This is a genomic window from Streptomyces sp. NPDC028308, from assembly GCF_055565855.1.
The window spans coordinates 126010-152679 of the sequence record NZ_JBVHTO010000001.1 but is presented as its reverse complement, the minus strand read 5'-3'; the positions used below and the strand labels follow the sequence as shown (position 1 = coordinate 152679).

The 26670-nt window shown below is 71.5% G+C and carries 23 protein-coding genes and 1 tRNA gene; 12 read left to right on the top strand and 12 right to left on the bottom strand.

The features are described from left to right. Positions 1-76: 76 nt before the first annotated feature. Complete coding sequence (locus ACZ4VA_RS00615) at positions 77-1453, top strand: nicotinate phosphoribosyltransferase (RefSeq protein WP_388903914.1); 1377 nt, start codon at positions 77-79, stop codon at positions 1451-1453. 301 nt (positions 1454-1754) lie between these two features. Then, positions 1755-2339: a nicotinamidase gene (locus ACZ4VA_RS00610; protein WP_356172803.1), complete on the top strand. Its 585-nt coding sequence runs from the start codon at positions 1755-1757 to the stop codon at positions 2337-2339. A gap of 25 nt (positions 2340-2364) precedes the next feature. On the opposite strand, the gene ACZ4VA_RS00605 is transcribed toward ACZ4VA_RS00610, so the two are convergent. Both ACZ4VA_RS00605 and ACZ4VA_RS00600 read right to left on the bottom strand, forming a co-directional pair. Then, positions 2365-2706, bottom strand: coding sequence for a hypothetical protein (locus ACZ4VA_RS00605; protein WP_355791753.1), 342 nt, complete (start codon positions 2704-2706; stop codon positions 2365-2367). A 121-nt stretch (positions 2707-2827) separates the two neighbouring features. Then, entirely contained in the window at positions 2828-5173 is a 2346-nt protein-coding gene (locus ACZ4VA_RS00600; protein WP_355791750.1) for an immune inhibitor A domain-containing protein, read from the bottom strand. A gap of 448 nt (positions 5174-5621) precedes the next feature. Here ACZ4VA_RS00600 and ACZ4VA_RS00595 point away from each other — a divergent pair, with 448 nt between their 5' ends. Next, positions 5622-5924 carry a hypothetical protein gene (locus ACZ4VA_RS00595; RefSeq protein WP_468079094.1) on the top strand — a complete coding sequence of 101 codons (303 nt, stop codon included), beginning with the start codon at positions 5622-5624 and terminating at the stop codon, positions 5922-5924. Between the two features lie 94 nt (positions 5925-6018). On the opposite strand, the gene ACZ4VA_RS00590 is transcribed toward ACZ4VA_RS00595, so the two are convergent. Further along, positions 6019-6732 (bottom strand): RDD family protein, encoded by a 714-nt coding sequence (locus ACZ4VA_RS00590; protein ID WP_355795307.1) that lies wholly within the window; start codon positions 6730-6732, stop codon positions 6019-6021. Between the two features lie 68 nt (positions 6733-6800). Then, entirely contained in the window at positions 6801-8516 is a 1716-nt protein-coding gene (locus ACZ4VA_RS00585) for an RDD family protein (protein WP_468079092.1), read from the bottom strand. Positions 8517-8783: 267 nt separating this feature from the next. Between ACZ4VA_RS00585 and ACZ4VA_RS00580 the strand changes: the two genes are divergently transcribed. Beyond that, complete coding sequence (locus ACZ4VA_RS00580; RefSeq protein ID WP_355790555.1) at positions 8784-9257, top strand: SsgA family sporulation/cell division regulator; 474 nt, start codon at positions 8784-8786, stop codon at positions 9255-9257. Positions 9258-9279: 22 nt separating this feature from the next. Here the strand turns inward: ACZ4VA_RS00580 and ACZ4VA_RS00575 are convergent, their stop codons facing one another. Next, entirely contained in the window at positions 9280-10686 is a 1407-nt protein-coding gene (locus ACZ4VA_RS00575; protein ID WP_356172814.1) for an FAD-binding oxidoreductase, read from the bottom strand. A 92-nt stretch (positions 10687-10778) separates the two neighbouring features. Here ACZ4VA_RS00575 and ACZ4VA_RS00570 point away from each other — a divergent pair, with 92 nt between their 5' ends. After that, positions 10779-12320 (top strand): tetratricopeptide repeat protein, encoded by a 1542-nt coding sequence (locus tag ACZ4VA_RS00570; RefSeq protein WP_468079089.1) that lies wholly within the window; start codon positions 10779-10781, stop codon positions 12318-12320. A gap of 15 nt (positions 12321-12335) precedes the next feature. On the opposite strand, the gene hppD is transcribed toward ACZ4VA_RS00570, so the two are convergent. Then, positions 12336-13481 (bottom strand): 4-hydroxyphenylpyruvate dioxygenase, encoded by a 1146-nt coding sequence (gene hppD / locus ACZ4VA_RS00565; protein ID WP_356172817.1) that lies wholly within the window; start codon positions 13479-13481, stop codon positions 12336-12338. 122 nt (positions 13482-13603) lie between these two features. Here hppD and ACZ4VA_RS00560 point away from each other — a divergent pair, with 122 nt between their 5' ends. Genes ACZ4VA_RS00560 through ACZ4VA_RS00540 form a run of 5 tightly spaced genes read left to right on the top strand, consistent with a single transcriptional unit; the run spans position 13604 to position 17895 of the window. Then, positions 13604-14074, top strand: coding sequence for an Lrp/AsnC family transcriptional regulator (locus ACZ4VA_RS00560; protein WP_355791329.1), 471 nt, complete (start codon positions 13604-13606; stop codon positions 14072-14074). Between the two features lie 45 nt (positions 14075-14119). Next, positions 14120-14767, top strand: coding sequence for an ABC transporter permease (locus ACZ4VA_RS00555; RefSeq protein ID WP_355791332.1), 648 nt, complete (start codon positions 14120-14122; stop codon positions 14765-14767). Then, positions 14760-16046: a betaine/proline/choline family ABC transporter ATP-binding protein gene (locus tag ACZ4VA_RS00550; RefSeq protein WP_356172820.1), complete on the top strand. Its 1287-nt coding sequence runs from the start codon at positions 14760-14762 to the stop codon at positions 16044-16046. Before ACZ4VA_RS00555 ends, ACZ4VA_RS00550 begins: the two co-directional genes overlap by 8 nt. Continuing rightward, positions 16043-16936 (top strand): ABC transporter permease, encoded by an 894-nt coding sequence (locus ACZ4VA_RS00545; protein ID WP_468079086.1) that lies wholly within the window; start codon positions 16043-16045, stop codon positions 16934-16936. The genes ACZ4VA_RS00550 and ACZ4VA_RS00545 overlap by 4 nt, the downstream gene beginning before the upstream one ends. Continuing rightward, positions 16933-17895 carry a glycine betaine ABC transporter substrate-binding protein gene (locus tag ACZ4VA_RS00540; protein ID WP_355792145.1) on the top strand — a complete coding sequence of 321 codons (963 nt, stop codon included), beginning with the start codon at positions 16933-16935 and terminating at the stop codon, positions 17893-17895. The genes ACZ4VA_RS00545 and ACZ4VA_RS00540 overlap by 4 nt, the downstream gene beginning before the upstream one ends. 40 nt (positions 17896-17935) lie before the next feature. On the opposite strand, the gene ACZ4VA_RS00535 is transcribed toward ACZ4VA_RS00540, so the two are convergent. From ACZ4VA_RS00535 to ACZ4VA_RS00520, 4 genes are all read right to left on the bottom strand, one after another. Further along, positions 17936-18721, bottom strand: coding sequence for a S16 family serine protease (locus ACZ4VA_RS00535; protein WP_355792142.1), 786 nt, complete (start codon positions 18719-18721; stop codon positions 17936-17938). 334 nt (positions 18722-19055) lie between these two features. Beyond that, positions 19056-19694 (bottom strand): IclR family transcriptional regulator, encoded by a 639-nt coding sequence (locus ACZ4VA_RS00530; protein WP_355792139.1) that lies wholly within the window; start codon positions 19692-19694, stop codon positions 19056-19058. Between the two features lie 596 nt (positions 19695-20290). Beyond that, positions 20291-22084: a DEAD/DEAH box helicase gene (locus ACZ4VA_RS00525; protein ID WP_468079083.1), complete on the bottom strand. Its 1794-nt coding sequence runs from the start codon at positions 22082-22084 to the stop codon at positions 20291-20293. A gap of 198 nt (positions 22085-22282) precedes the next feature. Next, positions 22283-23812 (bottom strand): MFS transporter, encoded by a 1530-nt coding sequence (locus ACZ4VA_RS00520; RefSeq protein ID WP_468079081.1) that lies wholly within the window; start codon positions 23810-23812, stop codon positions 22283-22285. Positions 23813-24152: 340 nt separating this feature from the next. Between ACZ4VA_RS00520 and ACZ4VA_RS00515 the strand changes: the two genes are divergently transcribed. Together ACZ4VA_RS00515 and ACZ4VA_RS00510 are read left to right on the top strand one after the other, a co-directional pair. Beyond that, a tRNA-Cys gene (locus ACZ4VA_RS00515) sits at positions 24153-24224 on the top strand. Positions 24225-24413: 189 nt separating this feature from the next. Further along, positions 24414-24878: a hypothetical protein gene (locus tag ACZ4VA_RS00510; RefSeq protein ID WP_468079079.1), complete on the top strand. Its 465-nt coding sequence runs from the start codon at positions 24414-24416 to the stop codon at positions 24876-24878. Here the strand turns inward: ACZ4VA_RS00510 and ACZ4VA_RS00505 are convergent. Further along, positions 24875-26119 carry a tyrosine-type recombinase/integrase gene (locus ACZ4VA_RS00505; protein ID WP_468079077.1) on the bottom strand — a complete coding sequence of 415 codons (1245 nt, stop codon included), beginning with the start codon at positions 26117-26119 and terminating at the stop codon, positions 24875-24877. The genes ACZ4VA_RS00510 and ACZ4VA_RS00505 overlap by 4 nt on opposite strands. Positions 26120-26203: 84 nt before the next feature. After that, entirely contained in the window at positions 26204-26410 is a 207-nt protein-coding gene (locus tag ACZ4VA_RS00500) for an excisionase family DNA-binding protein (RefSeq protein WP_468079611.1), read from the bottom strand. Positions 26411-26670: the final 260 nt, after the last annotated feature.

The window sequence follows — 26670 nt, the reverse complement described above, 5'->3', positions numbered from 1 at the left end:
CCACTTGAGGGGGGTGCCCGGCCAAACGAGACCCACAAATCGTCAGAGTGACGAGATGGGAGTACGATCCCTCGTCATGAACACAGCGGACCTTGGGCTGCCAGAAGAAGGGCGTGGAGCGCTTCCTCAGGAGGGCGGCGGCGGGCGACGGGTGGGCGTTCCCTCCACGGCGCTCTTCACGGACCAGTACGAGCTGACGATGCTGCGGGCCGCCCTGGCCGGGGGGACCGCCGAGCGGCGCTCCGTCTTCGAGGTCTTCACCCGGCGGCTGCCGGACGGGCGCCGGTACGGCGTGGTGGCGGGTACCGGCCGGGTCCTCGACGCCGTCGAGAACTTCCGCTTCGACGCGGACGTGCTGGGCTTCCTGCGGCAGAACGGGATCGTCGACGAGCCGACCCTGGAGTGGCTCGCCTCGTACCGCTTCGGCGGGGACATCTGGGGCTACCCCGAGGGCGAGGTGTACTTCCCCGGCTCGCCGATCCTGCGGGTGGAGGGCACGTTCGCGGAGTGCGTGCTCCTGGAGACGGTGATCCTGTCGATCCTCAACCACGACTCGGCGATCGCCGCGGCCGCCTCCCGGATGTCCTCCGCCGCGGGCGACCGGCCGCTGATCGAGATGGGCGCCCGCCGCACCCACGAGCTGGCCGCGGTCGCCGCCGCGCGCGCCGCGTACGTCGGCGGTTTCGCGACCACCTCCGACCTGGCCGCGGGCTACCGCTACGGCATCCCCACGGTGGGGACGAGCGCGCACGCCTTCACCCTGCTGCACGACCGGGAGCGGGACGCCTTCCAGGCCCAGGTGACCTCGCTGGGCCGGGGCACCACGCTGCTCGTGGACACCTACGACGTGGACGAGGCCGTCCGTACGGCCGTGGAGGTCGCCGGTCCCGAGCTGGGTGCCGTGCGCATCGACTCCGGCGACCTGCTGCTGGTCGCGCACCGGGTGCGCCAGCAGCTGGACGAGCTGGGCGCCGCCAAGACGAAGATCGTCGTCACCTCGGACCTCGACGAGTACGCGATCGCCTCGCTGGCGGCGGCGCCCGTGGACGCGTACGGGGTCGGCACCCAGCTGGTGACGGGTTCCGGCCACCCGACGTCCTCGATGGTCTACAAGCTGGTCGCCCGCGCCGAGTCCTCGGACCCGGACGCTCCGCTGGTGCCGGTGGCGAAGAAGTCGACGGGTGGCAAGACGTCCGTGGGCGGACGCAAGTGGGCCGCCCGGCGCCTGGACAAGTACGGCGTCGCGGAGGCCGAGGTGATCGGCACCGGTCCCGTGCCCGCCGCACTGGCCGACCGCCAACTGCTCGTCGAGCTGGTCAGGGACGGCCGAGTGCTGGCCCGCGAGCCCCTGGACGTCGTCCGCAGCCGGCACGCGGCCGCCCGGGCGAACCTGCCGCTGTCGGCGACCCAGCTCTCGCGCGGCGAGCCGGTCATCCCGACCGAATACGTCTGAGGGACGGCCGCGGGACGCCGCACGGTCGGCGTCCCGCCCGCTCCCGGCGGTCCGTTCACGCATGAACGACCGGTGAGCGGGAATGCAACGGCAGCGTCCCCCGTACGACGCAGCAGCCGAATGCCCCCTCCCGCAGTGCACGCGAAGTCTCTAGGCTCGGAACGACAACCTGCGCCCGCACGACCGTCCACGGCACCCGCGCCGCCCTCGGGCCGGGGTCCGGGACCGTCCCGCGGGTGACGCAGTACGGCCGGGCCCCCACCCCACCACCGCCCTCCTGCCGACCCGAAGGACACCGACCATGCGCCGCGCCTTGATCGTCGTTGACGTGCAGAACGACTTCTGCGAGGGAGGCAGTCTGGCGGTCGCCGGGGGCTCGGACGTGGCCGCCGCCATCACCGAGCTGATCGGCCAGGCGCCCGCCGGTTACCGCCATGTCGTCGCCACCCGCGACCTGCACATCGCCCCCGGCGGCCACTTCGCCGACAACCCCGACTTCGTCCACTCCTGGCCCGCGCACTGCGTGGCCGGCACCGAGGGCGTGGGCTTCCATCCGAACTTCGCCCCGGCCGTCGCCTCCGGCGCCATCGACGCCGTCTTCGACAAGGGCGCCTACGCGGCCGCCTACAGCGGCTTCGAGGGCGCCGACGAGAACGGCGTGCCGCTGGGCGACTGGCTCAAGGCCCGGGAGATCGACGAGGTGGACGTGGTCGGCATCGCGACCGACCACTGCGTGCGGGCGACCGCGCTGGACGCGGTCCGGCAGGGCTTCCGCACGCAGGTGCTGCTCGACCTGACGGCCGGGGTGGCCGAGCAGAGCACGCAGCGGGCGCTGGAGGAGCTGCGGGAGGCGGGCGTGGACCTCTCCGGCAAGCCGGTGGTCTGACGCCCGCCCGCTTTCGCCGCGGCGGTCAGGCCGGGGTGACCGGCCGGCGGATCAGGGTCCGTATCGGGTGCCAGAGCTCCTGGGCGAGCTCGGGGCCATGGAGGTCGCTGCCGGGGGCCGTACGCCAGACGAGGCCGTCGGGGTGGTGCAGGACGGCGGTGATCTCGTCCGGGGTGGGCGGCGCCGCGTTGCCGCGGAGGTAGACCGCGCGCATGCCCAGGTTGCGCAGCCGGGTCAGCGCCCGGGCGCGGTTCTGGGCCAGCACGAGGAAGCGCACCGATCCGCGGCCGGGCCCCGCCGGACTGGGCAGGTTCAGCGCCACCACCACGCTGCCGTTCGGCAGCTTGCAGAAACCCCCTGCGGCCATGCGGTCACACCCCCGTGAGATTCGGTGTCAATAAGGAAGTCACAGGACGCACCTAAACACGATCGGCCGCAACCCGCCAGAGGGTTGCGGCCGATCATGTTCTGACCTGCAAAGATGCCGATCAGTTGGTCGAGGGACCCACCTGGAGCGAGATCGTCGAGCCGTCCTTGGGCTCCTTCACGATCTTGATCTTGGTGTTGGTGTCAGTGACCTTGACGCTGTTGAACGGGTTCGCCGGGTCGAAGTACGAGCCCTTGCGGTCGTCGAAGACGGAGACGCCCTTCTGCGACTTGATCTTCAGCGCGACGTCGGCGTTGTGAAGCGTGAACGCGTCGGTCGGGTAGGTGCTGAAGGTGGCGTCGAAGGCCTGGATCTTGTTGCGGAGCAGCGAGCCGTCGGCCCACTTCAGCGCCTTGGAGTGCGCGTCCACCGGCAGGATCAGACCCTCGCCCGGGTGCTCGCTGGTGTTGTCGTCCGCCTGCGAGGTGTCCCACTTCCAGATCAGCAGGCCGTTCTGGTACGGGTAGTGCTCGACCCAGTCCGGACGCGTCGTCGAGAAGCCGAAGTTGTACGGGCCGACCTTGAGGGTCTTGTCGTACGAGACGTACTGGCGGTTCTCGGCGAGGTAGTACTGCGCGTAGTCCTTGGTGAAGGACGCGCCGATGCGGGAGAAGCCGTTGGCCGTCCATGCGGCGTCGGCCGTCTCGGCGTTGTCCGAGAAGAGCGCGGTGCCGTCGGCGGTCACGGTGATCTCGTCGGCCGCGAAGCCCTTCAGCGCCTTGCCGCCGTCGGACGAGTAGCGGAAGCGCAGGTCGATCTTCTTGCCCGCGTAGGCGTCGAGCGGGAACGACAGCTTCTTGTACGCGGCCGTGGTGCCGGTCAGGGCGGGCTTGTCGCTGCCGTCGCGCGGGATGGCCGCGCCGTCCGCCGTGCCGTCCAGGGCGGTCCAGTTGGCGCCGCCGTCGGTGGACACCTCGGTGTAGAGGAAGTCGTACTCCTCCTCGATGTCCCACCAGCCGTCGAGGGTCAGCGCGGCCTTCGACCTGCCGGTCAGGTCGACCGAACGGGTCAGCGTGTTCTTGAGGTTGTCACCGCTGCCGCTCCACCACTGGGTGGCGCCCTGGGCCGGCGTGACGACCTGGGTGGTGACCTTCTTCTTGGGCAGCGTGACCACGAGGGCCTGCTTGTTCTTGGTGTTGTACTCCGCGACGCCCAGCTTGTGCTTGGACTTCTTGCCGGCCTCGGCGGTGCCGTAGTTCAGCCAGCCGAGCTGCAGCTTGTCCCAGGCGTTCATGTCGCCGGGCAGGTCGCCGATGGACTCCTTGCCGGTGCCGAGCCAGGAGCCGGCCGACATCAGCGTCCAGAAACCGGTGCCGTTCTCGCCGCCGCCGGAGGTGTCGTACTCGTCCGGCAGACCGAGGTCGTGGCCGTACTCGTGGGCGAAGACGCCGAGTCCGCCGTTCTCCGGCTGGATGGTGTAGTCGCCGACCCAGATGCCGGTGTCGCCGATCTGCGCGCCGCCCAGCTTGTTCTCCGCGGGGCCCGTGGCGCCCGCGTCGGAGCCGAACGCGTACCAGCGGTGGGCCCAGATCGCGTCCTTGCCCTGGACGCCGCCACCGGCGGACTCGTCCTCACCGGCGTGCACGATCTGGAAGTGGTCGATGTAGCCGTCCGGCTCGTTGAAGTCGCCGTCGCCGTCGAAGTCGTAGCGGTCCCACTGGTCGTAGTGGGCGAGGTCCGCCTTGATGTCGGCCTCGGACTTGCCGGCCGCCTTCTGCTGGGCGACCCAGGCGGTGACGCCGTCGCTCACCACGTTCCAGACGCTGGAGCAGTTGGTCTGGCCGCAGTAGTTGGAGCCGTAACGGGCCTCGTTGTAGGGGACCTTGACCCAGTCGGTGACCTCGCCGTCGACCGAGTAGCGGCCCGAGGACTGCTTCTCGTAGTACTTCTTCAGCGACTCGGTGTTCTTGCCGGCGCCGAAGTAGAGGTCCTGGAAGTGCTTCTGGTCGTAGTCCTTCTGCCAGGCCGTGCTGTTGTCCTTGGCACGGTCCGGCGCGGCTATCTGGTTGTGCAGCGGACCGGCGGTGCCGCCGTACCTGCTGTCGACCTGGTCGCCGAACTCGACCAGGATCGTGAAGATCTGGTCCGTCTTCTCGCGGCCGAGCTCGACGTACTTGCTCTTGTTGAGCTTCACCACCTGGGAGCCGTCACGGTCCTTGACCGTGGCGTCGCCGGATATGACCCGGTTCAGGGCCTCCTGGCGCTGCGCTTCCTGGGTCTTGCTGAGCGGGCCGTCGAGGTCGTGTTCGACCTTGTTCTTGGCCGGCTGCGGGTCGTGGCGGTCCACGGACACCGACGACGGTGCGTCATCGGCCTGCGCCACGGCGAACGTCGAGAACGTGGCGGTCGCCGCCGCGAGGGCGACGCCCACCGCGGACGCTCTGAACGTCCAGGATCTGCTGCTCACTTGATTTCCTCCCCCGCGCCCCGTGCGCGCGGAGAGGATGGGGGTCCTGGTCATGGAGGGTCCCGCGCGCCGTACACGCGATTCAAGTGACGACATTCGACCGGAGTTAACGGAGAAAAGACAGATCTTGACTTGAACAGGCCAAGTGCACTATGCGAAGCAACCGTTCGGTATCCGGACGGTGACCGGCACCCCAACGGGCGCGCTCAGCCGTCCAGTTGTCGGACGCCATGACTCCGTGCGCCCCCTGTGCTCCGGCACCGTGGGTTAGGTCACGCTTACTGGTCGTTCCTGTCGGGCATGCAGCGGAATAGAGTCGATTGGCGGAGCGCCGGAATGCCGGCGGAAAGCCAAGTCGACACCGTTGTCCGACCCCCAGATCTTTATCCGCACCCTCCCCGATCGCGAGAGGCTCGGGGGGAGACACCCACCCGAGGACACGATTGCCATGCCTCGTCCGACTGCCAGGCCTCGCCCGACCGCCGCACAGCTCGCCTACGGCTCCTGCACCGTGATCTTCTCCACACTCGCCATGCTGCTGCTGTCGCAGACGAGTTCGGGCGCGGGTATCGCGGTGATCGCCCTCTCGGCGCTCGTCCTCGGACTCCTCGTCGCCATGACGGTCCCGCTGCCGAAACCCGAACCGGCCGCCGCCGGCCCATGGGCGCCGGAGCAGGTGCCCGTGCCGGTACGGCGCGAGACGGCGTCCGTCGGCTCGGCCGAGTCCGCGCGCGGACCGTCGGGCCCCTGAGTCACGCACCTTCGCACGCAGGACGGCGGGCCCGTGTCACACGGGCCCGCCGTCCTGTGCCGCGCCCGCCGTCCCGCCGACGGGACGGCCGGGCTCAACGGGTGCTGACCACCACCGTCTTGGCCGCCTTGTCGTGCAGGCCCTGCTTGTAGGGCCGGTCGAAGAAGCTCCAGCCGCCCGCGATCGCCGTCCACACGCAGGCGCAGCAGAAGGCGAACGGCAACCACAGCACGGCCGCGCGCGTCAGCGAGGTCTGCACGGAGGGCGTCGCGCCGTTGTCCAGGTTGGCCACCCGCAGGTCGAAGAGCCGCTTACCGAGGGTCTGGCCGGTCCTGCTGATCATGAGGGTGTCGTACGCGATGTAGAGGATCGCGGCGACGACCTCCTGCCCGAACGACTTGCCGTACTCGATGTCGTCGGTGTCGACCGTGTACTGGGCGAAACCGAAACCCCAGGACAGCAGCCAGATCACGATCCCGACCAGGATCATGTCGATGATCCGCGCCAGCACCCGCTTGCCGCTGCCGGCCAGCGGAGGCATCCCGGCGAGCGGGTCCGCACCGCCGAACGGACCGCCGCCCCCGCCTCCGTACGGGTCCCCGCCGCCCGGGGCCTGGTACGGGCCTCCGCCGCCGTAGGGGTCCCCTCCGCCGCCCGGGCCCCCGTACGGGCCGCCGCTGCCGTACGGGTCGCCCTGGGGCGGCGGGGTGTCGTACGGGGATCCGCCGCCCTGGGCGGGCGGCGGCTGTTGCTTCTTGAACGGGTCGTCGTCCGGGAACTGACCGGGGGGCGGCGGTTCGGTGCTCATGGCCCGAGTCGACCGCGAACCCCCCGGCTCCGCATCCGGCACGGGTCCGTCCGGGCGACGGGCTCCGGTCAGGCGGCGACGAAGGTGTGGGCCGCCTTGTCGTGCCAGCACTGGCGCCAGGGCCGGTCGAACAGGCACCACAGGACGCCCACCACCCCGATGGCGAGGACACCGGGGATGCTGTAGACGAGCCAGCGGCGCAGCGCCGGGGCGAAGGAGGGCGGCTCACCGCCCTCGATGTCGCGCACCTGGAGGCCGCAGAGCTTCTTGCCGAGCGTGCGGCCCCAGCGGACGGTGGGCAGCACCTCGTAGAGGACACCGAAGACCAGCAGCACGGCGAGGACGATGCCGAGGCAGGTGGTGGTCGTGCCGTCCAGCAGCCACACCGTGACGGTCTCGCCGGACTGCTTCGCCGCGTCGATCTTGTCGTTGACGTGGTCGAGTGCCTTGGTGCCCAGCGGTACGGCGGCCACGGAGGTGACGCCGGCCAGCACGACGGTGTCCACGAGCCGGGCGGCCAGCCGTCTGCCGAGCCCCGCGGGGCGGGCGGCCGCCTGGGCGCGGGCCGCCGCCTGGAACACGTCGTCGACAGGCGGCTTCCACGGGACGACGGGCTGTCCCTCGTCGCCCGCTCCCGCCAGCCGGTGCACCTGCTGGGCCCAGGACGGCTGTCCGCCGCCCGCCCCGGGGCTCATCGGGGAGGCGGCCGGGCCGCCGGACTGCGCGGGGACCGACGGGGCCGGTGTCTGCCGCGCCTGGGAGGCGGCGGCCTGCCCGGACGCCTGGGGCGGGGTGACCGCTCCCGGCCCGCCGCTCTGCGCCCCGCCCTGCCGCTCCGTGCGCGGGGCGGGCGCGCGGAAGGCCGTTGCCCCCTCGGGCGCGAGGGAGCCGCGGGGTCCCTGGGGTCCCGCGCCGCCGTCGGCTCGGGCGGCGCCGGGCGCCGACGGCTGTCCCGGGACCGCGGGTCCGGGTACACGCGGCCCGCCGGTCGCTCCCGCGGGTCCGAAGGCACCGGCGGGCGTGGCGGCGTCACCCGTACCGGAGTTCACCGTTCCGGAACCCGGGGCGCCGAAGGTCCCTGGGTGGGCGGCACCGGAGGCGGTGGTGCCGGGGGCGCCGGAACTCCCGGCCGCGTCCGGCGTGCCGGTGGTGCCCGCGGTCCCGGGGGCCCCGGCGGTGCCGCCGGTCGGGCGGCGGAAGACGACGGTGCCGCCCGAGGCGGGCGGGCGCGGGGAGTCCTCCCCGGTGTCCGCCGGGGGAATCGTCGTGGTGCCGTCCGTGCGGGCGGACCTGCCGTCGGGCTGCACGAGCGCCTCGCCGGGCTCCGCCGTGTGCGGGACGCGCGGATCGCCCTGGCCGGCGCCCCAGGAGACCCGGCGGTCCTGGTCGCCGCCGAAGCCGGACTGCCGGGACCGGTCGGCGCCCCAGGCCGACGCCGGTTCGGGCCGGCTCCCGTGCTGGGCCTCGGCCGGGCTCACCTGGCGGGGCGCGGCCGGGGGCTGCGGGTCCTCGTCGAAGAAGTGTGGGCCGGTCTCCTCGGCCGGGGGCACCGCTCCCCGCGCGAGCGGGACCGAGCGCTGCGGGGCGGGCGCCGGAGCGGGTACGGAGGCGGGACGCGCGCCGGCCGGGGGCGCGAGGGGCACCCCGTCCGTCGGCGCGGGACGGCTGGTGCCCGGCACCCAGGACGCACCGTTCCAGTACCGGACATATCCAGGAATGGACGGGTCCGGGTAATACCCTTCGCGGGGCCTGTCGTCGCCGGGTGCCGGGGTTGGGGCGCTCATGTCCGTCGTCCCGTATCTGCTCGGGGGTCTTTTGGGGGCTCCACATCTATCAGACGCGCGCCCGCCCCACCGGCGCTCCGGCGCTACCCACCCCATTAGGGCAACCGCGCGCCCCCTCTCGCGCTCCTGGCACCGAAGCTGTCCGGGACAGTGCGCGCAGGAGTCGGAAGAACTTCCCCGAACCCGCGTAATGATCCGGGCGCCCCGCGCTCTCCACTCGTACGGGCTCGTTCCGTGGGCCCCGATCCGGAAAGGAAGCGCATCGACATGTACACCGTGGTGGAACGCGAGCTCGAGCTGAACCTCGTCCTGTCCCCGGAACGCAGCATCCCGGTCCCGGCCCGGCTGACCTACCGCACCGACGACCCGTACGCCGTCCACGTCACCTTCCATGTGGGCTCGGACCATCCCGTCAGCTGGACCTTCGCCCGCGAGCTGCTCGTGGAGGGGGTGTTCCGGCCGTGCGGGCACGGTGACGTGCGGGTGTGGCCGACGAAGGTCGCGGGCCGCGGTGTCGTGCTGATGGCGCTGAGCTCGCCCGACGGGGACGCGCTGCTGGAGGCGCCCGCCGCGCAGGTGTCCGCCTGGCTGGAGCGCACCCTGCGGGCGGTCCCCCCGGGTTCCGAGGCCGGGCAGCTCGGCATCGACGACGGCCTCGCCGAGCTTCTCGCGCCCACCCCGGCCGACGACCTGTGGCTGCGCGACCCGTGGCCGTCCGACGAGTCGGCGGAGGGTGAGTGAGGGGCCGGGGCTCCCGTACCGCTCAGAGGACCTTGCCCGGGTTGAGGATGCCGAGGGGGTCGAAGGCGGCCTTGATACCGCGCTGCATCTCCACGCCCACGGGGCCGATCTCGCGCGCCAGCCACTCCTTCTTCAGGACGCCCACGCCGTGCTCGCCGGTGATGGTGCCGCCGAGTTCGAGGCCGAGGGCCATGATCTCGTCGAAGGACTCGCGGGCCCGGCGTGACTCGTCGGGGTCGGCCGCGTCGAAGCAGACGGTGGGGTGGGTGTTGCCGTCGCCCGCGTGGGCGCAGACCCCGATGGTGAGGGCGTACTTCTCGGCGATGCGCTCCACCCCGTCCAGCATCTCGCCGAGCCGGGAGCGCGGCACGCAGACGTCGTCGATCATCGTCGTGCCCTTCACCGCCTCCAGCGCGGTCAGCGACAACCGGCGTGCCTGCAGGAGCAGTTCGGACTCGGCCGCGTCGTCGGCCGGTACGACCTGGGTGGCGCCCGCCGCCTCGCACAGGGCGCCGACCGCCGCGAGGTCGGCGGCGGGGTCCGGGGTGTCGAAGGCGGCCAGGAGGAGCGCCTCCGTGGTCTCCGGGAGCCCCATGTGGGCCAGCGCGTTGACGGCCTTCACCGTCGTGCGGTCCATCAGTTCGAGCAGGGACGGGACGTGGCCGCCCTCCATGATCCGGCAGACGGCGTCGCAGGCGGCGGCGCCGGAGGCGAACTCGGCGGCGAGCACCAGCTGCCGCGGCGGTTGCGGCTTGAGGGCCAGGACCGCCCGTACGACGATGCCGAGCGAACCCTCGGAGCCGACGAAGAGGCGCGTGAGGTCGTACCCGGCGACCCCCTTGGCCGTGCGGCGTCCGGTGCTCATCAGGCGGCCGTCGGCGAGGACGACGTCGAGCCCGAGGACGTACTCGGCCGTCACCCCGTACTTCACGCAGCACAGGCCGCCGGAGGCCGTGCCGATGTTGCCGCCGATGGTGCACATCTCCCAGCTCGACGGGTCCGGCGGGTAGCAGAGCCCGTGCTCGTTGACGGCGCGCGAGAGCGTCGCGTTGACGACGCCGGGCTCGACGACGGCGATCCGGTCCACGGGACTGATCTCCAGGATCCGGTCCATCCTGACGAGGGACAGCACGATGCACCCGTCCGTGGCGTTGGCACCGCCGGACAGGCCCGTGCGGGCGCCCTGGGGGACGACCGGGACGCGCAGCTCGGTGGCCGTGCGCATGACGTGCTGGACCTGTTCGACGGTGCGCGGGAGGACGACGACGGCGGGGGTGCCCGCCGCGCAGAAGCTGGCCATGTCGTGGGCGTAGGAGGCGGTGACGTCCGGGTCGACGAGGACCGCCTCGGCCGGCAGCCCCGCGAGCAGACGGTCCACGAGGTTGCCCGTCGCTTCGTCGCGCGGGGCTTCGATACGGCTCATGATCACAGCGTCGCACCCGGGGCCATCGGTGTGAACCCCGAATACGGCACCCTTCGCGTGCCGGGGCGTGGTCCCGGTGTTGACGCACAGTGAGCGGCATGGTGATCGCACAGCTCCCGCCGGCTCCCTCCGGGCCGCGCCGCTCCCCCGTCGTGCGGCGCCTGCTGGCCGGTGCCGTCGCGGCGGGTGCCGTCCTCGGTGGGGTGCTGGTGTTGCTGCCCGCGGACCGGGCGAAGCCGCCGCCGCCCGCGCCGGGTCCGATGGCCAGGACGGTGAGGGCGGTGGGGGCCGGGGTCCCGGTGGCGCTGCCCGACCTCGCGGCGCTGATCGGCGAGCGCGAGGCGCGCGTACGGACCCGGCCCGGCGACGGCCGCTCGTGGGCGCTGCTGGGCGCGGCGTACGTCGAGCAGGGCCGGCGTACGGCCGCTCCCGCGTTCTACCCGAAGGCCGAGAAGGCGCTGCGCACGGCGCTGGGGACCGGGGCGGCCGGGAAGGGCACGGCAGTGGAGGGGCTGGCCGCCCTCGCGAACGCCCGCGGCGACTTCCGGGCGGCGCGCAAGTGGGGCGAGGAGGCCGTCACGCGGGCGCCGAAGCGGTGGACGGCGTACCCGCAGCTGCTGGAGGCGTACGAGGGTCTCGGTGACCACAAGGCCGTCCGCCGCACGCTCGACCGGCTGCAGGAACTGCGCTCGGGTCCGGCGGTCATGGCACGGGCCGCCCAGGTGTACCGGGACCGCGGCTGGCGCGAGGACGCCGCCGCCGCTCTCGCGGACGCGGCGGCGGGCGCGAGGACGCCGGCCGAGCGGGCGGCCTATCTGTCCCGCGCGGGCGATCTGGCGTGGGAGCGGGGCGAGCCGGAGGAGGCGCTGCTGCGGTACGGGGCGGCACTGCGCACCGACCCCGACGAGTACACGGCGCTCGCCGGGCAGGGCCGGGCGCTGACCTCGCTGCACCGCACGTCGGAGGCGCTGCAGGCGTACCGGACCGTGCTCGAAAGGCGGCCGTCGCCGCGGTACGCCCTGGAGCTGGGCGAGCTGTACGAGTCGCTGGGGCTGGGCGGGGCGGCCCGGGTGCAGTACGACCTGCTGCGGGAGCGGGCGCGGGAGGAGGCCGCCGGGGGCGTCGACGTCGAGTTGGTGCTGGGGCGGTTCGAGGCGGATCACGGGGACGCGCGGTCCGCGGTGCGGCGGCTGCGCGGGGAGTGGGAACGGCACCCGGGTGTCGCGGTGGCGGACGCGCTGGGCTGGGCGCTGCACCGGGCCGGCCAGGACGAGGAGGCGCTGAAGTTCGCGACGCGGGCGATGGACGCGGAGCACGGCGGCGGGGTGCGCAGCGCCCTGTACGCGTATCACCGGGGGGAGATCGAACGCTCCCTGAAGCGGTACGGGCCGGCCCGCCGACATCTCCAGGAGGCGCTGCGCGTCAATCCGTACTTCTCCCCGCTCCTCGTCCCGGCGGCCGAGGAGGCGCTGAAGGCGCTGGGCGAGCCGGCCGCGGTGGGGCTGCCGGAGGAGTCCGAGGACACCGAGGACACCGAGAGCGGCGAGGACGCTGCGGAGCCGGGTCCGGAGCCGTCGGCGGCGCGGCCGACGGACCGGGGCGGGGTGTCACCCGCTCCGGTCCGTTCGGGCTCGCGCTGAGGGCCGGGCCGGCCGCTACAGGTTGCCGCGCTTCGCCTGCTCCCGCTCGATCGCCTCGAACAGGGCCTTGAAGTTGCCCTTGCCGAAGCCCATCGAGCCGTGGCGCTCGATGAGTTCGAAGAAGACGGTCGGACGGTCCTGGACCGGCTTGGTGAAGATCTGCAGCAGGTAGCCGTCCTCGTCGCGGTCGACGAGGATCTTCAGCTCGCGCAGCGTCTCCACCGGCACGCGGGTCTCGCCGGCCCACTCGCCGAGCGTGTCGTAGTACGAGTCGGGGGTGTCGAGGAACTGGACGCCGCCGGCCTTCATCGTGCGGACGGTCTCGACGATGTCGTTCGTGTTCAGCGCGATGTGCTGGACGCCCGCGCCGCCGTAGAACTCCAGGTACTCGTCGATCTGGGACTTCTTCTTGGCGACGGCGGGCTCGTTGATCGGGAACTTGACCTTGAGGGTGCCGTCGGCGACGACCTTGGACATCAGCGCCGAGTACTCGGTCGCGATGTCGTCGCCCACGAACTCCTTCATGTTCGTGAAGCCCATGACCTTGTTGTAGAACTCGACCCACTCGTTCATGCGGCCGAGCTCGACGTTGCCGACGCAGTGGTCGATGGCCTGGAAGGTGCGGCGGGCGGGCGGCGCGACGATCGGGTCGGCGGCCACGTAGCCGGGCAGGTAGGGGCCGTCGTAGCCGGACCGGTCGACCAGCGTGTGGCGGGTCTTGCCGTAGGTGGCGATCGCCGCGAGGACGACCGTGCCGTGCTCGTCCTTCAGCTCGTACGGCTCGGTGACGGGGCGGGCCCCGTGCTCGACGGCGTACGCGAAGGCGGCGCGCGCGTCCGGGACCTCGATGGCGAGGTCGACCACGCCGTCGCCGTGCGCGGCCACGTGCTCGTCGAGGAAGCGGCCCCAGTCGGTGGCGGGCTTGACGACGGAGGTGAGGACGAAGCGCGCCGAGCCGTTGGTGAGGACGTAGGACGCCGTCTCGCGGCTGCCCGTCTCCGGCCCGGAGTAGGCGACCAGCTGCATGCCGAAGGCGCTGGAGTAGTAGTGCGCCGCCTGCTTGGCGTTGCCCACGGCGAAGACGACCGCGTCCATCCCCTTCACCGGGAAGGGATCTGCCTCGCGCGCGGTGCTGGGGGTGTGGTGGGTTGTCTGAGTCATGGCGGCAGCGTCGCCCCGTTCCGCAACGTGCGCAATAGTTTGCGTTTCGACTGGGCATTCTGCCCAACGTGAGGCCCGTAGGATCGGGCGTTCTGTACAGGATGACCATCACGGAGGCCGGCGTGGCGATCGATCATCTGGACGGCCGGCTCATCGTGCTGCTGGCACGGGAGCCGCGTATCGGGGTGCTGGAGATGTCCCGGCGCCTCGGCGTCGCGCGCGGCACCGTGCAGGCCCGCCTGGACCGGCTTCAGTCGAATGGAGTCATCCGGGGCTTCGGTCCGCAGGTGGACCCGGCGGCCCTCGGCTATCCGGTGACGGCGTTCGCCACCCTGCAGATCAGGCAGGGGCAAGGGGCGGACGTACGGGCCCACTTGGCGACGGTCCCCGAGGTGCTGGAGCTGCACACCACGACCGGCAGCGGGGACATGCTCTGCCGGCTGGTCGCCCGCTCGAACGCCGATCTCCAGCGGGTGATCGACCGGGTTGTCGGTTTTGATGGCATCGTCCGGGCCTCCACGGCGATCGTCATGGAGAACCCCGTTCCGCTGCGGATCATCCCGCTGGTGGAGCAGGCGTCGGGAGACTCCTGACGCGGGGGCCGAGCCCGGCGGTACGCCCGTCCCGAGGTGAGGCCCGTGAACTTCTGGGAGTACCTGAGCAGCCGCCACCAGCAGCTGCTCACCGACGCGTACCAGCACGCCAGCGCCGTCTTCCAGTGCATGGTCGTCGCGACACTCATCGGCGTCGTCATCGGCGTCGTCACCTACCGCAGTGACTGGGCGGGCAACCTCGCCACCACGACCACGTCCACCATCCTGACGATCCCCTCGCTCGCCATGATCGGTCTGCTGATCCCGGTCGTGGGTCTCGGCGTCCCGCCGACGGTCATCGCACTGACCCTCTACGGGCTGCTGCCGATCGTGCGCAACGCGATCGTGGGCCTGCGCGGAGTCGACCCGTCGCTGGTGGACGCGGCGAAGGGCATCGGGATGTCCCGGGTCACCCGGCTGCTGCGGGTGGAGCTGCCGCTGGCGTGGCCGCCGATCCTCACCGGCATCCGGGTCTCCACCCAGATGCTCATGGGCATCGCGGCCATCGCGGCGTACGCCTCGGGACCGGGCCTCGGCAACGAGATCTTCCGCGGCATCGCCTCCCTGGGCAGCAAGAACGCGCTCAACCAGGTGCTCGCGGGCACGCTCGGCATCATCGTCCTGGCGCTCCTGTTCGACGCCGCGTACGTCCTCGTCGGACGGCTGACCATCCCGAGGGGGATCCGTGCCTGAGACCACCGGCCTCGACACCGGGCACGCCCCGGCCGCGGCCCAGGACGCGCCGACGACGGGCGCCACCATCGAGCTGGAGAACCTCACCAAGCACTACCCGGGCAGCCGGGAGCCCGCGGTCGACAGCGTCAACATGGAGATCAAGGCGGGTGAACTGGTCGTCTTCGTGGGCCCCTCGGGGTGCGGGAAGTCCACCACGCTCAAGATGATCAACCGGCTGATCGAGCCGACCGGCGGCCGCATCCGCATCGGCGGCGAGGACGTCACCCACATGGACCCGGTGAAGCTGCGCCGCAAGGTCGGCTACGCGATCCAGGCGTCCGGCCTCTTCCCCCACATGACCGTCGCCCAGAACATCGCGCTGGTGCCGCGGATGATCGGCTGGTCGAAGCAGCGGATCAGGGCGCGGGTGGAGGAGATGCTCGACCTGGTCGGCCTCGACCCGGGCGAGTTCCACGGCCGCTATCCCCGTCAGCTGTCCGGGGGCCAGCAGCAGCGCGTGGGCGTGGCGCGGGCGCTGGCGGCGGATCCCCCGGTGCTCCTGATGGACGAGCCGTTCGGAGCGGTGGACCCGATCACCCGCGACCACCTCCAGGACGAGCTGATCAGGCTCCAGCACGAACTGCACAAGACGATCGTCTTCGTCACCCACGACTTCGACGAGGCGATCAAACTGGGCGACCGGATCGCGGTCCTGCGCGAGCGCTCGCACATCGCGCAGTTCGACACCCCGGAGGCAATCCTGACCAACCCGGCGGACGACTTCGTCTCCGGGTTCGTGGGCGCCGGCGCCGCGCTGAAGCGGCTCAACCTCACCCGCGTACGGGACGTCGAGATCACCGACTATCCGACGGTCACCGTCGACGATCCCCTCCAGGACATCTTCAACAGGCTGCGCTCCAGCGGCACCAACGAGATCCTGCTGCTCGACAAGCGCGGCCGGCCCTACAAGTGGCTGCGGCGCGGCGACCTCATGCGGGCACGCGGATCGCTGGCGCGGGCGGGCACGCTGGTGCACGACACGGTGACCCGGGACGCCACGCTGCGGGACGCCCTGGAGGCCGTCCTCACCGACAACGCGGGCCGGGTCGCGGTCACCGGGCGGCGCGGGGAGTACACCGGCGTCGTCGACATGGAGACGCTGATGAACTCCGTGCACGAACTCCTGGAGGCGGACCGGCTGGACGCGATGGAGCACCAGCACGAGCTGGAGGAGGCACGCGCCCAGCAGACCCGCCACGACCAGGAGGGCGCCGAGGGCGGGGAGTCGAGGGCGTGAACGGACCGAGGACGCCCGGGGGCCGACGCCCCGAGGGCGAGCACGACGTCAAGGGCCTCGCCTTCCGCGACGACGCCGGGGACGAGGAGCCGGGCGGCGCCGGGTACGACGGCGGCACCGCGGCCGCTCCCCCGCCACCGGCCCTCACCCGCCGCCGGATCAGCTGGCAGAAGCTGACGTTCCTGCCCGCCGTGATGGTGGCACTGCTGCTCGCCACCTGGCTCTGGTTCTGGCAGGCCGACCTCGACCCGATCTCCGAGAACGCGCTGGCGAGCAGTCTCGTCTGGAAAGCCCTGCGTCAGCACATCCAGCTGACCGTGATCTCCACGTTCTTCGTGCTGATCATCGCGATCCCGCTGGGCATCCTGCTGACCCGCAAGGCGTTCCGCAAGGCGACCCCGATCGCGATGACCTTCGCCAACATGGGGCAGGCCACCCCGGCGATCGGCCTGCTGGCGCTGCTCGTCATCTGGCTCGGCACCGGCGAGAGGTCGGCCCTGATCGGCATCACGATCTACGCGATCCTGCCGGTCCTCTCCAACACCATCGCGGGCCTCAAGGCCAACGACCCGACGCTTCTGGAGGCCGCCCGCGGGATCGGGATGTCCCCGCTGGGCGTCCTGAACCGCATCGAACTCCCGCTGGCCGTCCCGCTGATCCTCGCCGGGGTGCGCACCGCCCTCGTCCTGAACGTCGGTACGGCGACCCTCGCCACCTTCGGCGGGGGCGGCGGGCTCGGCGTGCTGATCACCACCGGGATCACGACCCAGCGAATGCCGGTGCTGGTGCTCGGCTCGATCCTGACGGTCGCACTCGCGCTCTTCGTGGACTGGCTGGCGTCGCTGGCCGAACTGCTGCTGCGGCCGCGCGGACTGGAGGCGGGATCATGAGGCGCCGGTGGCCGCTGTCGGCCGGACTCCTGGTGCTGGTCTCCGCCTGCGGACTGACCAGCGGCTCCCCCATGGTCGACGACGTACGGCCCGGCTCGATCGGCCAGGGCGAACCGCTGCGGGGAGTCGATCTCACCGTCACCTCCAAGGAGTTCACGGAGCAGCTGATCCTCGGCGCGATCATGGGCATCGCCTTCGAGGCGGCCGGCGCCGAGGTCCTGGACCGCACCGGCATCCAGGGCTCCATCGGCTCCCGGGAGGCCGTCAAGAACGGCGACGCGGACGCCGCGTACGAGTACACAGGGACCGCCTGGATCACGTATCTCGGCAACAGCGACCCGATCGCCGACCCGCAGAAGCAGTGGGAGGCGGTCCGTTCCGCCGACGCGAAGAACGGCGTCACCTGGCTGCCGCCCTCCGCGCTCGACAACACCTACGCGCTGGCCATGAACCGGAAGAACTTCGAGAAGTACCGGACGACCACGCTCTCCCAGGTCGCGGCGCTCAGCAAGAAGGACGCGAAGGCGGTGACGCTGTGCGTGGAGAGCGAGTTCGCCAACCGCGCCGACGGGCTGCCGGGCATGGAGAAGGCGTACGGCATGAGCGTGCCCGCGGGGAACATCACCCAGATGGACACCGGCATCATCTACACCCAGGTCGCCAAGGGGAGCTGCACCTACGGCGAGGTGTTCACGACCGACGGGCGCATCAAGTCGATGAACCTCGTGGTGATGAAGGACGACAAGGGCTTCTTCCCCCACTACAACGCGGCGCCCATGATCAATACGAAGACCCTGGACAAGCATCCGGAGATCGCCGGGATCCTCGACCCCATCACGAAGAAGCTGAACAACGACATGGCCCGGACCCTCAACGCCAAGGTGGACGTGGACGGTCAGGACCCGCACCAGGTCGCCTTGGACTGGCTCGTGCGGGAGGGGTTCGTGAAGGAGGACTGAGGACCGATTCGGCCCCGGGCCGACCGCGGCGCTCGCCGGGTCAGCAGCTGGGGACCCCGCCCTTGCCCTTCTCCAGCGCGACGAGGGAGTCCACCGCGCCCTTCAGCGTGGTGACCGGGATCAGCCGCAGCCCTTTCGGCAGCTCGGTCTGCGCGTCCGCGCACTCGGCCTTCGGCACCAGGAAGACGCTCGCGCCGTCCCGCCGGGCGGCCTGCGTCTTGAGGGCGACGCCGCCGACCGCGCCCACCTTGCCGTCGGCGTCGATCGTCCCCGTACCCGCGACCGTGCGGCCGCCGGTCAGGTCGCCGCCGCTGCCGTCGCCGTCGAGCTTGTCGACGATGCCGAGCGAGAAGAGCAGGCCCGCGCTCGGGCCGCCGACGTCGGCCAGCTTCAGCGTGACCTTCACGTCCTTCTCGCCGAGGTAGCCGAGCGCGGCCTCGGTCGCCGTGTCCTGGGACTGCCGCATCTGCTCGGCGTTGTGCCGCTCGATCTCCTTGGTGCTGTCGCCGCTCGGATAGACCGAGTCCCGCGGCATGACCGCCCGGTCCGTGCGGAACCAGCTGTCGACGACGTCACCGAGGCTCACGTCCGTGTCCGGGCCGGTCGCCTCGATCGTCGTCATACGGAGTTCGCCGTCCGTCCTGCGCGTCGCCGCCCCGCTGATCGTGATCACGGGGTCGCCCTTGTTCTCACCGAGGACGTCCGCCGTCATGCCCGGCTGCGCCAGGGAGAACGGCAGCGGCGCGAACGCCGCCGTGGCGAGCAGGGCCACGACGGGTACGGCGCAGACGGCGAGGGCCTGGGGGCGCGTGAGGCGAGAGAGCACGGGGTCAATCTAACGTGAAGGCACGTTTCGGCCCGGGGCGGTGGGCGCTCCCTGGAGGGCGGGCGCCGCTCGGAAGGGAGGTCGCCGTCCGAGGGGAGGGCGTCCTCGGGAGGGGCGCCTGGACAGAGGGGCCCTGGGAGGAGGCCGTGCTGACCGCCCACCGCGTCGTCGGCAGCCTCACCGCGGTTCGGTTCCGGGCTGGTGCGCTGCGCTGCGCCGCCCGGAGCGGGGAGCACAGTGGTGAAGGGGCCGCCGGAACGCGGAGCACAGGCGTGAAGAGGGCCCGCCGGTGGGACCGGGCCCGCCGGGCGGGACGCCTGCCGGTGTGCGCCGGTCAGCGCAGGGCGTCGGCGACCTCCCGGGCCGCGTCGACCACGCGGGGCCCGACCCGCTCCGGTACGGAGTCCGCGAGCATGACGACGCCGACACTGCCCTCGACCCCGGTCACGCCGATCAGGGGCGCCGCGGCTCCGCTCGCCCCCGCCTCCAGCTCCCCGTGGGTCAGGGTGTAACCGGGCTCGGCGAGTGCCTGCCGGGCGGCGAGGATGGCGCGGCCCGCGGCCCCCCGGTCCAGCGGATGCCGGAAACCTGCGCGGTAGGCGACGTGGTAGTCCGTCCACGTCGGCTCGACGACGGCGACGGCCAGGGCCTCGGCCCCGTCGACGAGGGTGAGGTGGGCGGTCGCTCCTATGTCCTCCGCGAGCGCCCGCAGCGCGGGGAGCGCGGCCTCGCGCACCAGGGGGTGCACCTGGCGGCCGAGGCGCAGCACCCCCAGTCCGACCCGGGCGCGGCCGCCGAGGTCCCGGCGGACGAGAGCGTGCTGCTCCAGGGTGGCGAGCAACCGGTACACGACGGTGCGGTTCACGCCGAGCTTGTTCGAGAGTTCGGTGACGGTCAGTCCGTGGTCCGTGTCGGCGAGCAGCTTGAGGACACGCAGTCCCCGGTCGAGCGTCTGGGAGGTCTCCGCGGTCACGACGCCCACTCCTTCGTGGTGAGGGTCGGCGGCCTCCTGCGCGGCGGTGCGTCGCCGGTCCCGTCGGCGACGCGCTACAGAGGCCGCCGGTCGGCAAGCGACCCGGGGTGTCCCGGGCGGAGGCGCTTCACGGCTGCGCTCCGCGGCGGCGCTGCCACGGGGCGTGTGCGTAGCGGGACAGTAGCGAGCCGGTCCGCTCAGCGGAAGGCTCCGTCCAGAATCCGGGCACCGATGATCGTAAGGTGACGTTCTTTGTCCCGTTACGCACGGGCGCGTACCCGGGCCGGTCCGGCCGCCCCGCACCCCGGGCGCACGGTCGTGCCGGGGGTACGGGATTCGCGCGCCGGGCGCCCTGGGCAGCGCACATGCGGGCCATCGGGGGCCTCCACCCGGTGCGCGGCGCCGCGCACCCACGGCCACGCCGCGACGACCGCCGGCCGTCCACTGTGCGGACACGGGGACGGGGGAACGCCGGGACGCCGGGACGCCGGGACGCGCCAGGATGTAGGAACGCGCGAGGACGTGGGAACGGGCGCGGACGCATGGGGACGCCGGGACCGGGGGGAGCCGGAAGCAGGAGGGCGCTCAGGGTGGCGTCAGCGCATACGGGTGGCCCACTCCTGGACCTTGGCGATGCGCTGGCGCAGCTGGCCGGCGGTGGCCTCGGCGCTCGGCGGGCCGCCGCACACGCGCCGCAGCTCCGTGTGGATCACCCCGTGCGGCTTGCCGCTCTGGTGGACGTACGCGCCGACCATGGTGTTGAGCTGCTTGCGGAGCTCCATCATCTCCTTGTGGGAGACGACCGGCCGCCGCTCCGCCGGGAGTTCCAGGAGGTCGGCCTCCTCGTCCGGCTTCTTGCGGCTGTGCGCGATCTGCCGGGCCTGCCGCTTCTGGAGCAGCATCTGCACCTGGTCGGGTTCGAGCAGACCCGGGATGCCGAGGTAGTCCTGCTCCTCCTCGCTCCCGGGGTGCGCCTGCATGCCGAACTCGGCGCCGTCGTAGAGGACCCGGTCGAAGACGGCGTCGGACTCCAGCGCCTCGAAGGGGAGCATGTCCTGCTCGCCGGTGTCCTCGTCCTCCTCCCGGTTCGCCTCCTCCATCTCCTTCTCGGACTCGGCGTACGGGTCCTCCTCGCCCTCCTTCTTGGGCTTGTCGAGGACGTGGTCGCGCTCGACCTCCATCTCGTTGGCGAAGCCGAGGAGGTCGGGGATGGTGGGCAGGAAGACGGAGGCGGTCTCGCCGCGCCGCCGGGACCGTACGAAACGGCCCACGGCCTGCGCGAAGAACAGCGGCGTCGAGATCGTGGTGGCGTACACCCCGACCGCGAGGCGCGGGACGTCGACGCCCTCGGACACCATGCGGACCGCGACCATCCAGCGGTCGTCGCTCTGGCTGAACTCGTCGATGCGGTTCGAGGCACCGGTGTCGTCGGACAGCACGAGCGTGGCCTTGTTCCCGGTGATCTCCCGGATCAGCTTGGCGTAGGAGCGCGCCGAGTCCTGGTCGGAGGCGATGACGAGCCCGCCGGCGTCCGGGATGCCCTTGCGGACCTCGGTCAGCCGCTGGTCGGCGGCGCGCAGGACGCTCGGCATCCACTCGCCGCGCGGGTCGAGCGCGGTGCGCCAGGCCTGGCTGATCGCGTCCTTGGTCATCGGCTCGCCGAGGCGGGCGGCGATCTCGTCGCCGGCCTTGGTGCGCCAGCGCATGTTTCCGCTGTAGGAGAGGAAGATGACCGGCCGCACGACCCCGTCGCCCAGGGCGCTGCCGTACCCGTACGTGTAGTCGGCCGAGGACCGCCGGATCCCGTCGTTCCCCTCCTCGTAGGTCACGAACGGGATGGGGTTGGTGTCGGAGCGGAAGGGCGTACCGGTGAGCGCGAGGCGGCGGGTGGCCGGCTCGAACGCCTCCAGGCAGGCCTCACCCCACGACTTGCTGTCTCCCGCGTGGTGGATCTCGTCGAGGATCACGAGGGTCTTGCGCTGCTCGACGCGGTTGCGGTGCAGCATGGGCCGCACGCCGACACCGGCGTACGTGACGGCGACGCCCTGGTAGTCCTTGCCGAGCGGACCCGCGCTGTACTCGGGGTCCAGCTTGATCCCTATCCGCGCCGCCGCCTCAGCCCACTGCTTCTTCAGATGCTCGGTCGGCGCGACCACGGTCACCTGCTGCACGACATGGTGGTGCAGCAGCCAGGACGCGAGCGTCAGCGCGAACGTCGTCTTGCCGGCCCCCGGCGTGGCGACGGCCAGGAAGTCGCGCGGCTGCTCCTGGATGTACCTCTCCATCGCCCCCTGCTGCCAGGCCCGCAGTTTGTTGGCGGTGCCCCAGGGGGCGCGGCCGGGAAACGCGGGTGAGAGGTGGTGGGAGGTCGAGGCGGCGGTGGTAGTCACGGTCTCCGTGGGTGGGTCGATCCGGGGGCCGTCCGCGACGCGCGCCGGGTGGGGCTGGGGGTGACGGCGGGCGGACGACTCGGCTACGTATGACAACCGGGCCACCCTACCGGCGCCCCGGGCGGGCCGAGGCGCGGACGACGCGGGGTCACGGGTGGATGGGACTCACGTCACAGCCGTCACAGCGGGCGTCCCGGTTCACGTCCGCGGGCTCCGTTCCTCCTTCAGCCGCGTGGTCACCCAGGCGCCCGCGAGGGCGACCGCGGCCATGGGCAGGAAGACGGCGGCGAAGGCGGCGGGGTGGGAGCCGGTGACCTCGCCGGCGGTGTGCGTGACCGTGCCGCCGCCGAGCGCGGCGAAGGCGGCGCCGCCCGCGGCGAGCAGGATCACGTTGGAGAGGCCGTCGGAGATCTGGAGGGCGGCGGAGTTGGCGCCGGCCTCCTCGGGGGCGGAGAGCTTGAGCAGCAGCACGCTGCTGGAGGAGATCACCAGGCCCATCCCGAAGCAGCCGAACCCCCAGGCCACGGCGACGGTCCAGACCGGGACCGCCGGAATCAGCACGCTCGGCGCGGCGGCGATCGCGGCGGCCACCAGCACCATTCCGGAGAACATCAGCCGCTCCCGGTACGGCTCCACGCGGGGCCTGGACTGGACGAAGGAGCCCAGCGCCCAGGTGGCCCCGCCCGCGGCGAGCGAGAACCCGGCGAGCGTCGGCGAGAGCCCCCGCTGGGTGACCAGCATCAGCGGTACGAAGGACTCGGCGGCGATGAAGGAGCCGGCCGCGACGCCGCGGAGCAGCACGACGGAGGGGAGTCCGCGGGCCGCCCGGTAGGTGCCGGGCGGCAGGAGACCGAGGACGGCGGGGACGAGCAGCGCGGTTCCGGCCACCGCGGGGACGAGAGCGAACCACCGGGTGTGCACGCCGGTCGCTGCCTGGGCGGCGTACTGGAGCAGCCCGGCGCCCAGGGAGATGCCGAGGGCGAGCCGGATGCGGCGCCGGTCGAAGGGGGCGGGCGCGCCGCCCCCGGCCGGGCCCGACGCGCGGCGCCGTATCTGCGGCAGGGCGAGCGCGAGCGGGAAGACGACCAGGACCGGGATGCCGACGAAGACCCAGCGCCAGCCGAGGTGTTCGGTCACCGCTCCCGAGGCGAGCGGGCCGACGACGGACGGGATCACCCAGCTCGCCGCGAACGCCGCCATGATGGCCGGCCGCAGCCGTTCCGGGTAGGCACGGCCGACGACCACGTAGAGCGCGACGATCACGAGGCCGCCGCCGAGCCCCTGCACCGCCCGGCCCAGCACGAACAGCCACATGGCTCCCGCCGTGCCGGCCAGCAGCAGGCCGACCGCGAAGGCGCCGATGCCGGTGGCCAGCGAGGTCATCGGGCCGGCCCGGTCGGACCACTGTCCGGCGAGCACCATGCCGAACAGGCTCGTCGTGAAGTACGCCGAGAACGCGAAGGCGTAGAGCGACAGGCCGTCGAGCTCACGGGCGGCGACCGGCATGGCGGTGCCGACGGCCGTCGCCTCGAAGGCGATGAGCAGCACGACGGAGACGATGCCGATGCTGAGCGCCCGGTGATCACGGCTCAGCACGCCCCCGGTATCGGCGACGCCGCCTGTCCCGTCCTTCACCCCGGCTGCGGCCTCGCTCGGTTCGGCCTCCGGGAGCACGACGGGTACGGGTATGTGGGCGACGCCGGTGTCGCCGGGTTCCAGGGCGGTCATGGACCTCAGAGTAAGGGGCACGCCCGGGTTTAACCCCTGTCGGAGGTCGCTGCCCTCCTGGTCCGCTGGTCCTACGCCCCGCGCAACGGGCACGCGGCACGGCCCGAGAAACTTGGGGAACTCCGGGAACTCCGGGAACTCCGGGAACTCCGGGGAACCGTCGACGCCTGCAGAGCCGACTCACGCACGGCTCGGGCGCCGCGCGCCTGCGCCCCAAGGCTCCGTTCATGAACGCCGTATGGCAGTCGCGTTGCACGACCCGCGTTCCCCTTGAGGGCCCGCCCCGGCCCGCCCTACGGTCATCACACGAAGTCGGGAGCAAGCACTTCGCTCCCCGCCCGGCCGTGTGCCCGAGTGGTTTAGGGACTCGCCTGCAAAGCGAGTTACGTGGGTTCGATTCCCGCCACGGCCTCTGCCTGCCTGACCAGGCGAAACGAAAGGGCGGCACCCCAGAGGGGTGCCGCCCTTCAGCCGTCCGTCTCAGTTTTCGTCTCAGTTGACCCGCGCCGGCGCCTCAGCCGGACCCCTCTCCAGGACCGTGCGCCCTGGGATCAGGATCGCCCCCTAGGCCCAGATCTACGGCGCCTCTACGATGTGCACCGTGGACTGGGGGACTCTCGCGGGTACAGCAGTCGGCGCCGTTCTTGGCGTCAGCACAACCCTTCTTGGTGAACGGTCACGATGGCGCCGGGAGGACACCTCTCGCGAGCGCGCCGCAAAGCAACAGCTCTACGGCGAATACCTCGCGGCACTCTGGCTCACGAGACACCGCTTACGCGACCTAAAGAGGAGCATCGGGCTGAGCCGGGAGGAACGCATCAAGCAAGCTGGAGAAATCCTCGGGTCCGCCAACGCCTTTCAACTCCTCTATCAGATGCACATCATGGCGCCCGAATCTCTAGGGGCCGTTGCCGATCAGACCTTTCTAAAGCTCCGACAGCTAAGGGACCGCTTCGATGAGCCTGACGTGAGCATCGATCCAGAGTGGTCAGCGACCCAAGGGGCACTAGGTGAGGCTCTGGAGGCTCTCCAGCGCGCGATGCGTCTAGACCTCAGGTCTCTCTAGGGGGCCTCCCGGCGGTCTGAGTCGGGCCTCCAGATGAGGCCGTCGACTTGCTTTGCGATATCCGTCCGTACGGCGTCCACCATGTGCTGATACCGGGCAGCCATGGCCGTGGTGGACCATCCCATAAGGCCCATCACAGCTCTCTCCGGAACACCGAGGATCAAGAGGACCGTGGCGGCCGTGTGCCGAGCGTCATGGAGACGTCCGTCCCGTACCTCTGCTTCGACCAGAAGTGCCTTCCACTCGGTCCAGTCCCGACGGTGAGACGGGCTGCACCCGTGCTCGTCCGGGAACACCAGGCCGTTGTCAGCCCAGCGCTTCCCGGACACGATCCGCTCCGCTTCCTGTGCCTTGCGATGAGCACGAAGTAGGTCAACAAGCTGCTCCGGGAGACCGACAGCGCGGCGACCGGCACGCGATTTGGTGGTGGCCAGCTCCGGGTTCGTGCGTCGCCTCTGCGGGCAGTATCCGGCGGTCTTGCGTCCGCAGGGCTCGACGCAGCCGTGGGCGTACTGGGGACGGTGGCGGCTACGGCGGACCACGAGGACACCCCCGTCGAGGTCCACGTCATCCCACCTCAGACCGAGCACTTCCCCTTGGCGCAGTCCGAGGGCGAGGGCGACTGCCCAGCGTGCGGAGTTGCGTTGCCCGGCAGCAGCCTTGAGCAATCGCTGTACCTCTTGAACACTGTAGGGCTCCACCTCGTACTCGCCCGTCCTAGGAGCCTTGGCCAACTGAACGGGGTTCTTCCCGAGATGCCCTCGCCGCACGGCTTCGTTGAGCGCGGCACGAAAGGTGCGATGCACTTGGTGAGCGGTCCCTGGCTTGCTGCCGTTGGCCTGCATGTTCGCGTAGAACACCTCAATGTGCTCGGGCTTGAGCCGATCGAGACGGTGAGCCCCCAAGCCGGGAATCAGGTGCTTCCGTACGGCGACGCGGTATCCCACCATCGTGTTGTCGTTGACGGCAAGAGGCGCAACGTTCTCTATCCAGTGCATCAGCCATGTCGTGACCGTCCACGCCTTGCCGGGCTTCCGCACGGTCTTGGCGTCGCGTTGCTTCTCCAACTCGCGGACAGCGTCTGTCACTTCAGACCGCGTCTTGCGTTCGACGTGGCGTCGGTCCGGCGTGCCGTCGTCGCGTATTCCGACGGTCACGCGGCCGTGCCACTTTCCGTCCTTGCCGAGGTAGATCGAGCTACGACCGTTTGGCTGTCGGGTGCGCTTCTTTTCTTCTGCCATGGGCAGGCTCCTGTGTCTGGGTGTCGGGATGGAGACCGGGGCGGCGGGCGACCTTGTCCGGGAGTGCCGCCGCCCCGGGCGTCGTTAAGCGGCGTGCTGGGTGGAACGGAGACGGGCGACGTATGCGGCCGGCGCGTCGACCGGGATGCGTCGGAGGCCTCCGACCAATACGGACTCCAGCTCGCCGGTGCGGATGAGCGCGAAGCATGTGGTTCGGCCGATGCGGAGCCGTCGTGCCGCTTCTTCGACCTTGAGGAGGACAACGGTGGTGTCGTCGTCGCCGTGCGTCATGGGGGTGCCGTGCTCGTCCAAAGCTCACTCCTGTGTGGCTGGGTTCCTGAGCAGATGCCGCCGCACAAACCGCAAAATCCGCAGAAACAACAGGGATGGCCGCTGACCTGCGGCGATGCGGTGGGCGGGTGTTGGCTGGAGGCGTCCCGCACAATCCCGCGAAATTCCGCAAAAAGCCGAGCCGTCCGGCACTGGCCGGACTGGCAGGCCGGGGCCCCTGAATTTTGCGGAATTTCGCGGGATTGTGCGGCGGGCCTCGC

Excerpts from the sequence above, each read along its gene's own strand:
- ACZ4VA_RS00615 (WP_388903914.1), top strand. The coding sequence starts at position 77 with ATGAACACAGCGGACCTTGGGCTGCCAGAAGAAGGGCGTGGAGCGCTT.
- ACZ4VA_RS00610 (WP_356172803.1), top strand. The coding sequence starts at position 1,755 with ATGCGCCGCGCCTTGATCGTCGTTGACGTGCAGAACGACTTCTGCGAG.
- ACZ4VA_RS00605 (WP_355791753.1), bottom strand. The coding sequence starts at position 2,706 with ATGGCCGCAGGGGGTTTCTGCAAGCTGCCGAACGGCAGCGTGGTGGTG.
- ACZ4VA_RS00595 (WP_468079094.1), top strand. The coding sequence starts at position 5,622 with ATGCCTCGTCCGACTGCCAGGCCTCGCCCGACCGCCGCACAGCTCGCC.
- ACZ4VA_RS00590 (WP_355795307.1), bottom strand. The coding sequence starts at position 6,732 with ATGAGCACCGAACCGCCGCCCCCCGGTCAGTTCCCGGACGACGACCCG.
- ACZ4VA_RS00585 (WP_468079092.1), bottom strand. The coding sequence starts at position 8,516 with ATGAGCGCCCCAACCCCGGCACCCGGCGACGACAGGCCCCGCGAAGGG.
- ACZ4VA_RS00580 (WP_355790555.1), top strand. The coding sequence starts at position 8,784 with ATGTACACCGTGGTGGAACGCGAGCTCGAGCTGAACCTCGTCCTGTCC.
- ACZ4VA_RS00570 (WP_468079089.1), top strand. The coding sequence starts at position 10,779 with ATGGTGATCGCACAGCTCCCGCCGGCTCCCTCCGGGCCGCGCCGCTCC.
- hppD (WP_356172817.1), bottom strand. The coding sequence starts at position 13,481 with ATGACTCAGACAACCCACCACACCCCCAGCACCGCGCGCGAGGCAGAT.
- ACZ4VA_RS00540 (WP_355792145.1), top strand. The coding sequence starts at position 16,933 with ATGAGGCGCCGGTGGCCGCTGTCGGCCGGACTCCTGGTGCTGGTCTCC.
- ACZ4VA_RS00520 (WP_468079081.1), bottom strand. The coding sequence starts at position 23,812 with ATGACCGCCCTGGAACCCGGCGACACCGGCGTCGCCCACATACCCGTA.
- ACZ4VA_RS00505 (WP_468079077.1), bottom strand. The coding sequence starts at position 26,119 with ATGGCAGAAGAAAAGAAGCGCACCCGACAGCCAAACGGTCGTAGCTCG.
- ACZ4VA_RS00500 (WP_468079611.1), bottom strand. The coding sequence starts at position 26,410 with ATGACGCACGGCGACGACGACACCACCGTTGTCCTCCTCAAGGTCGAA.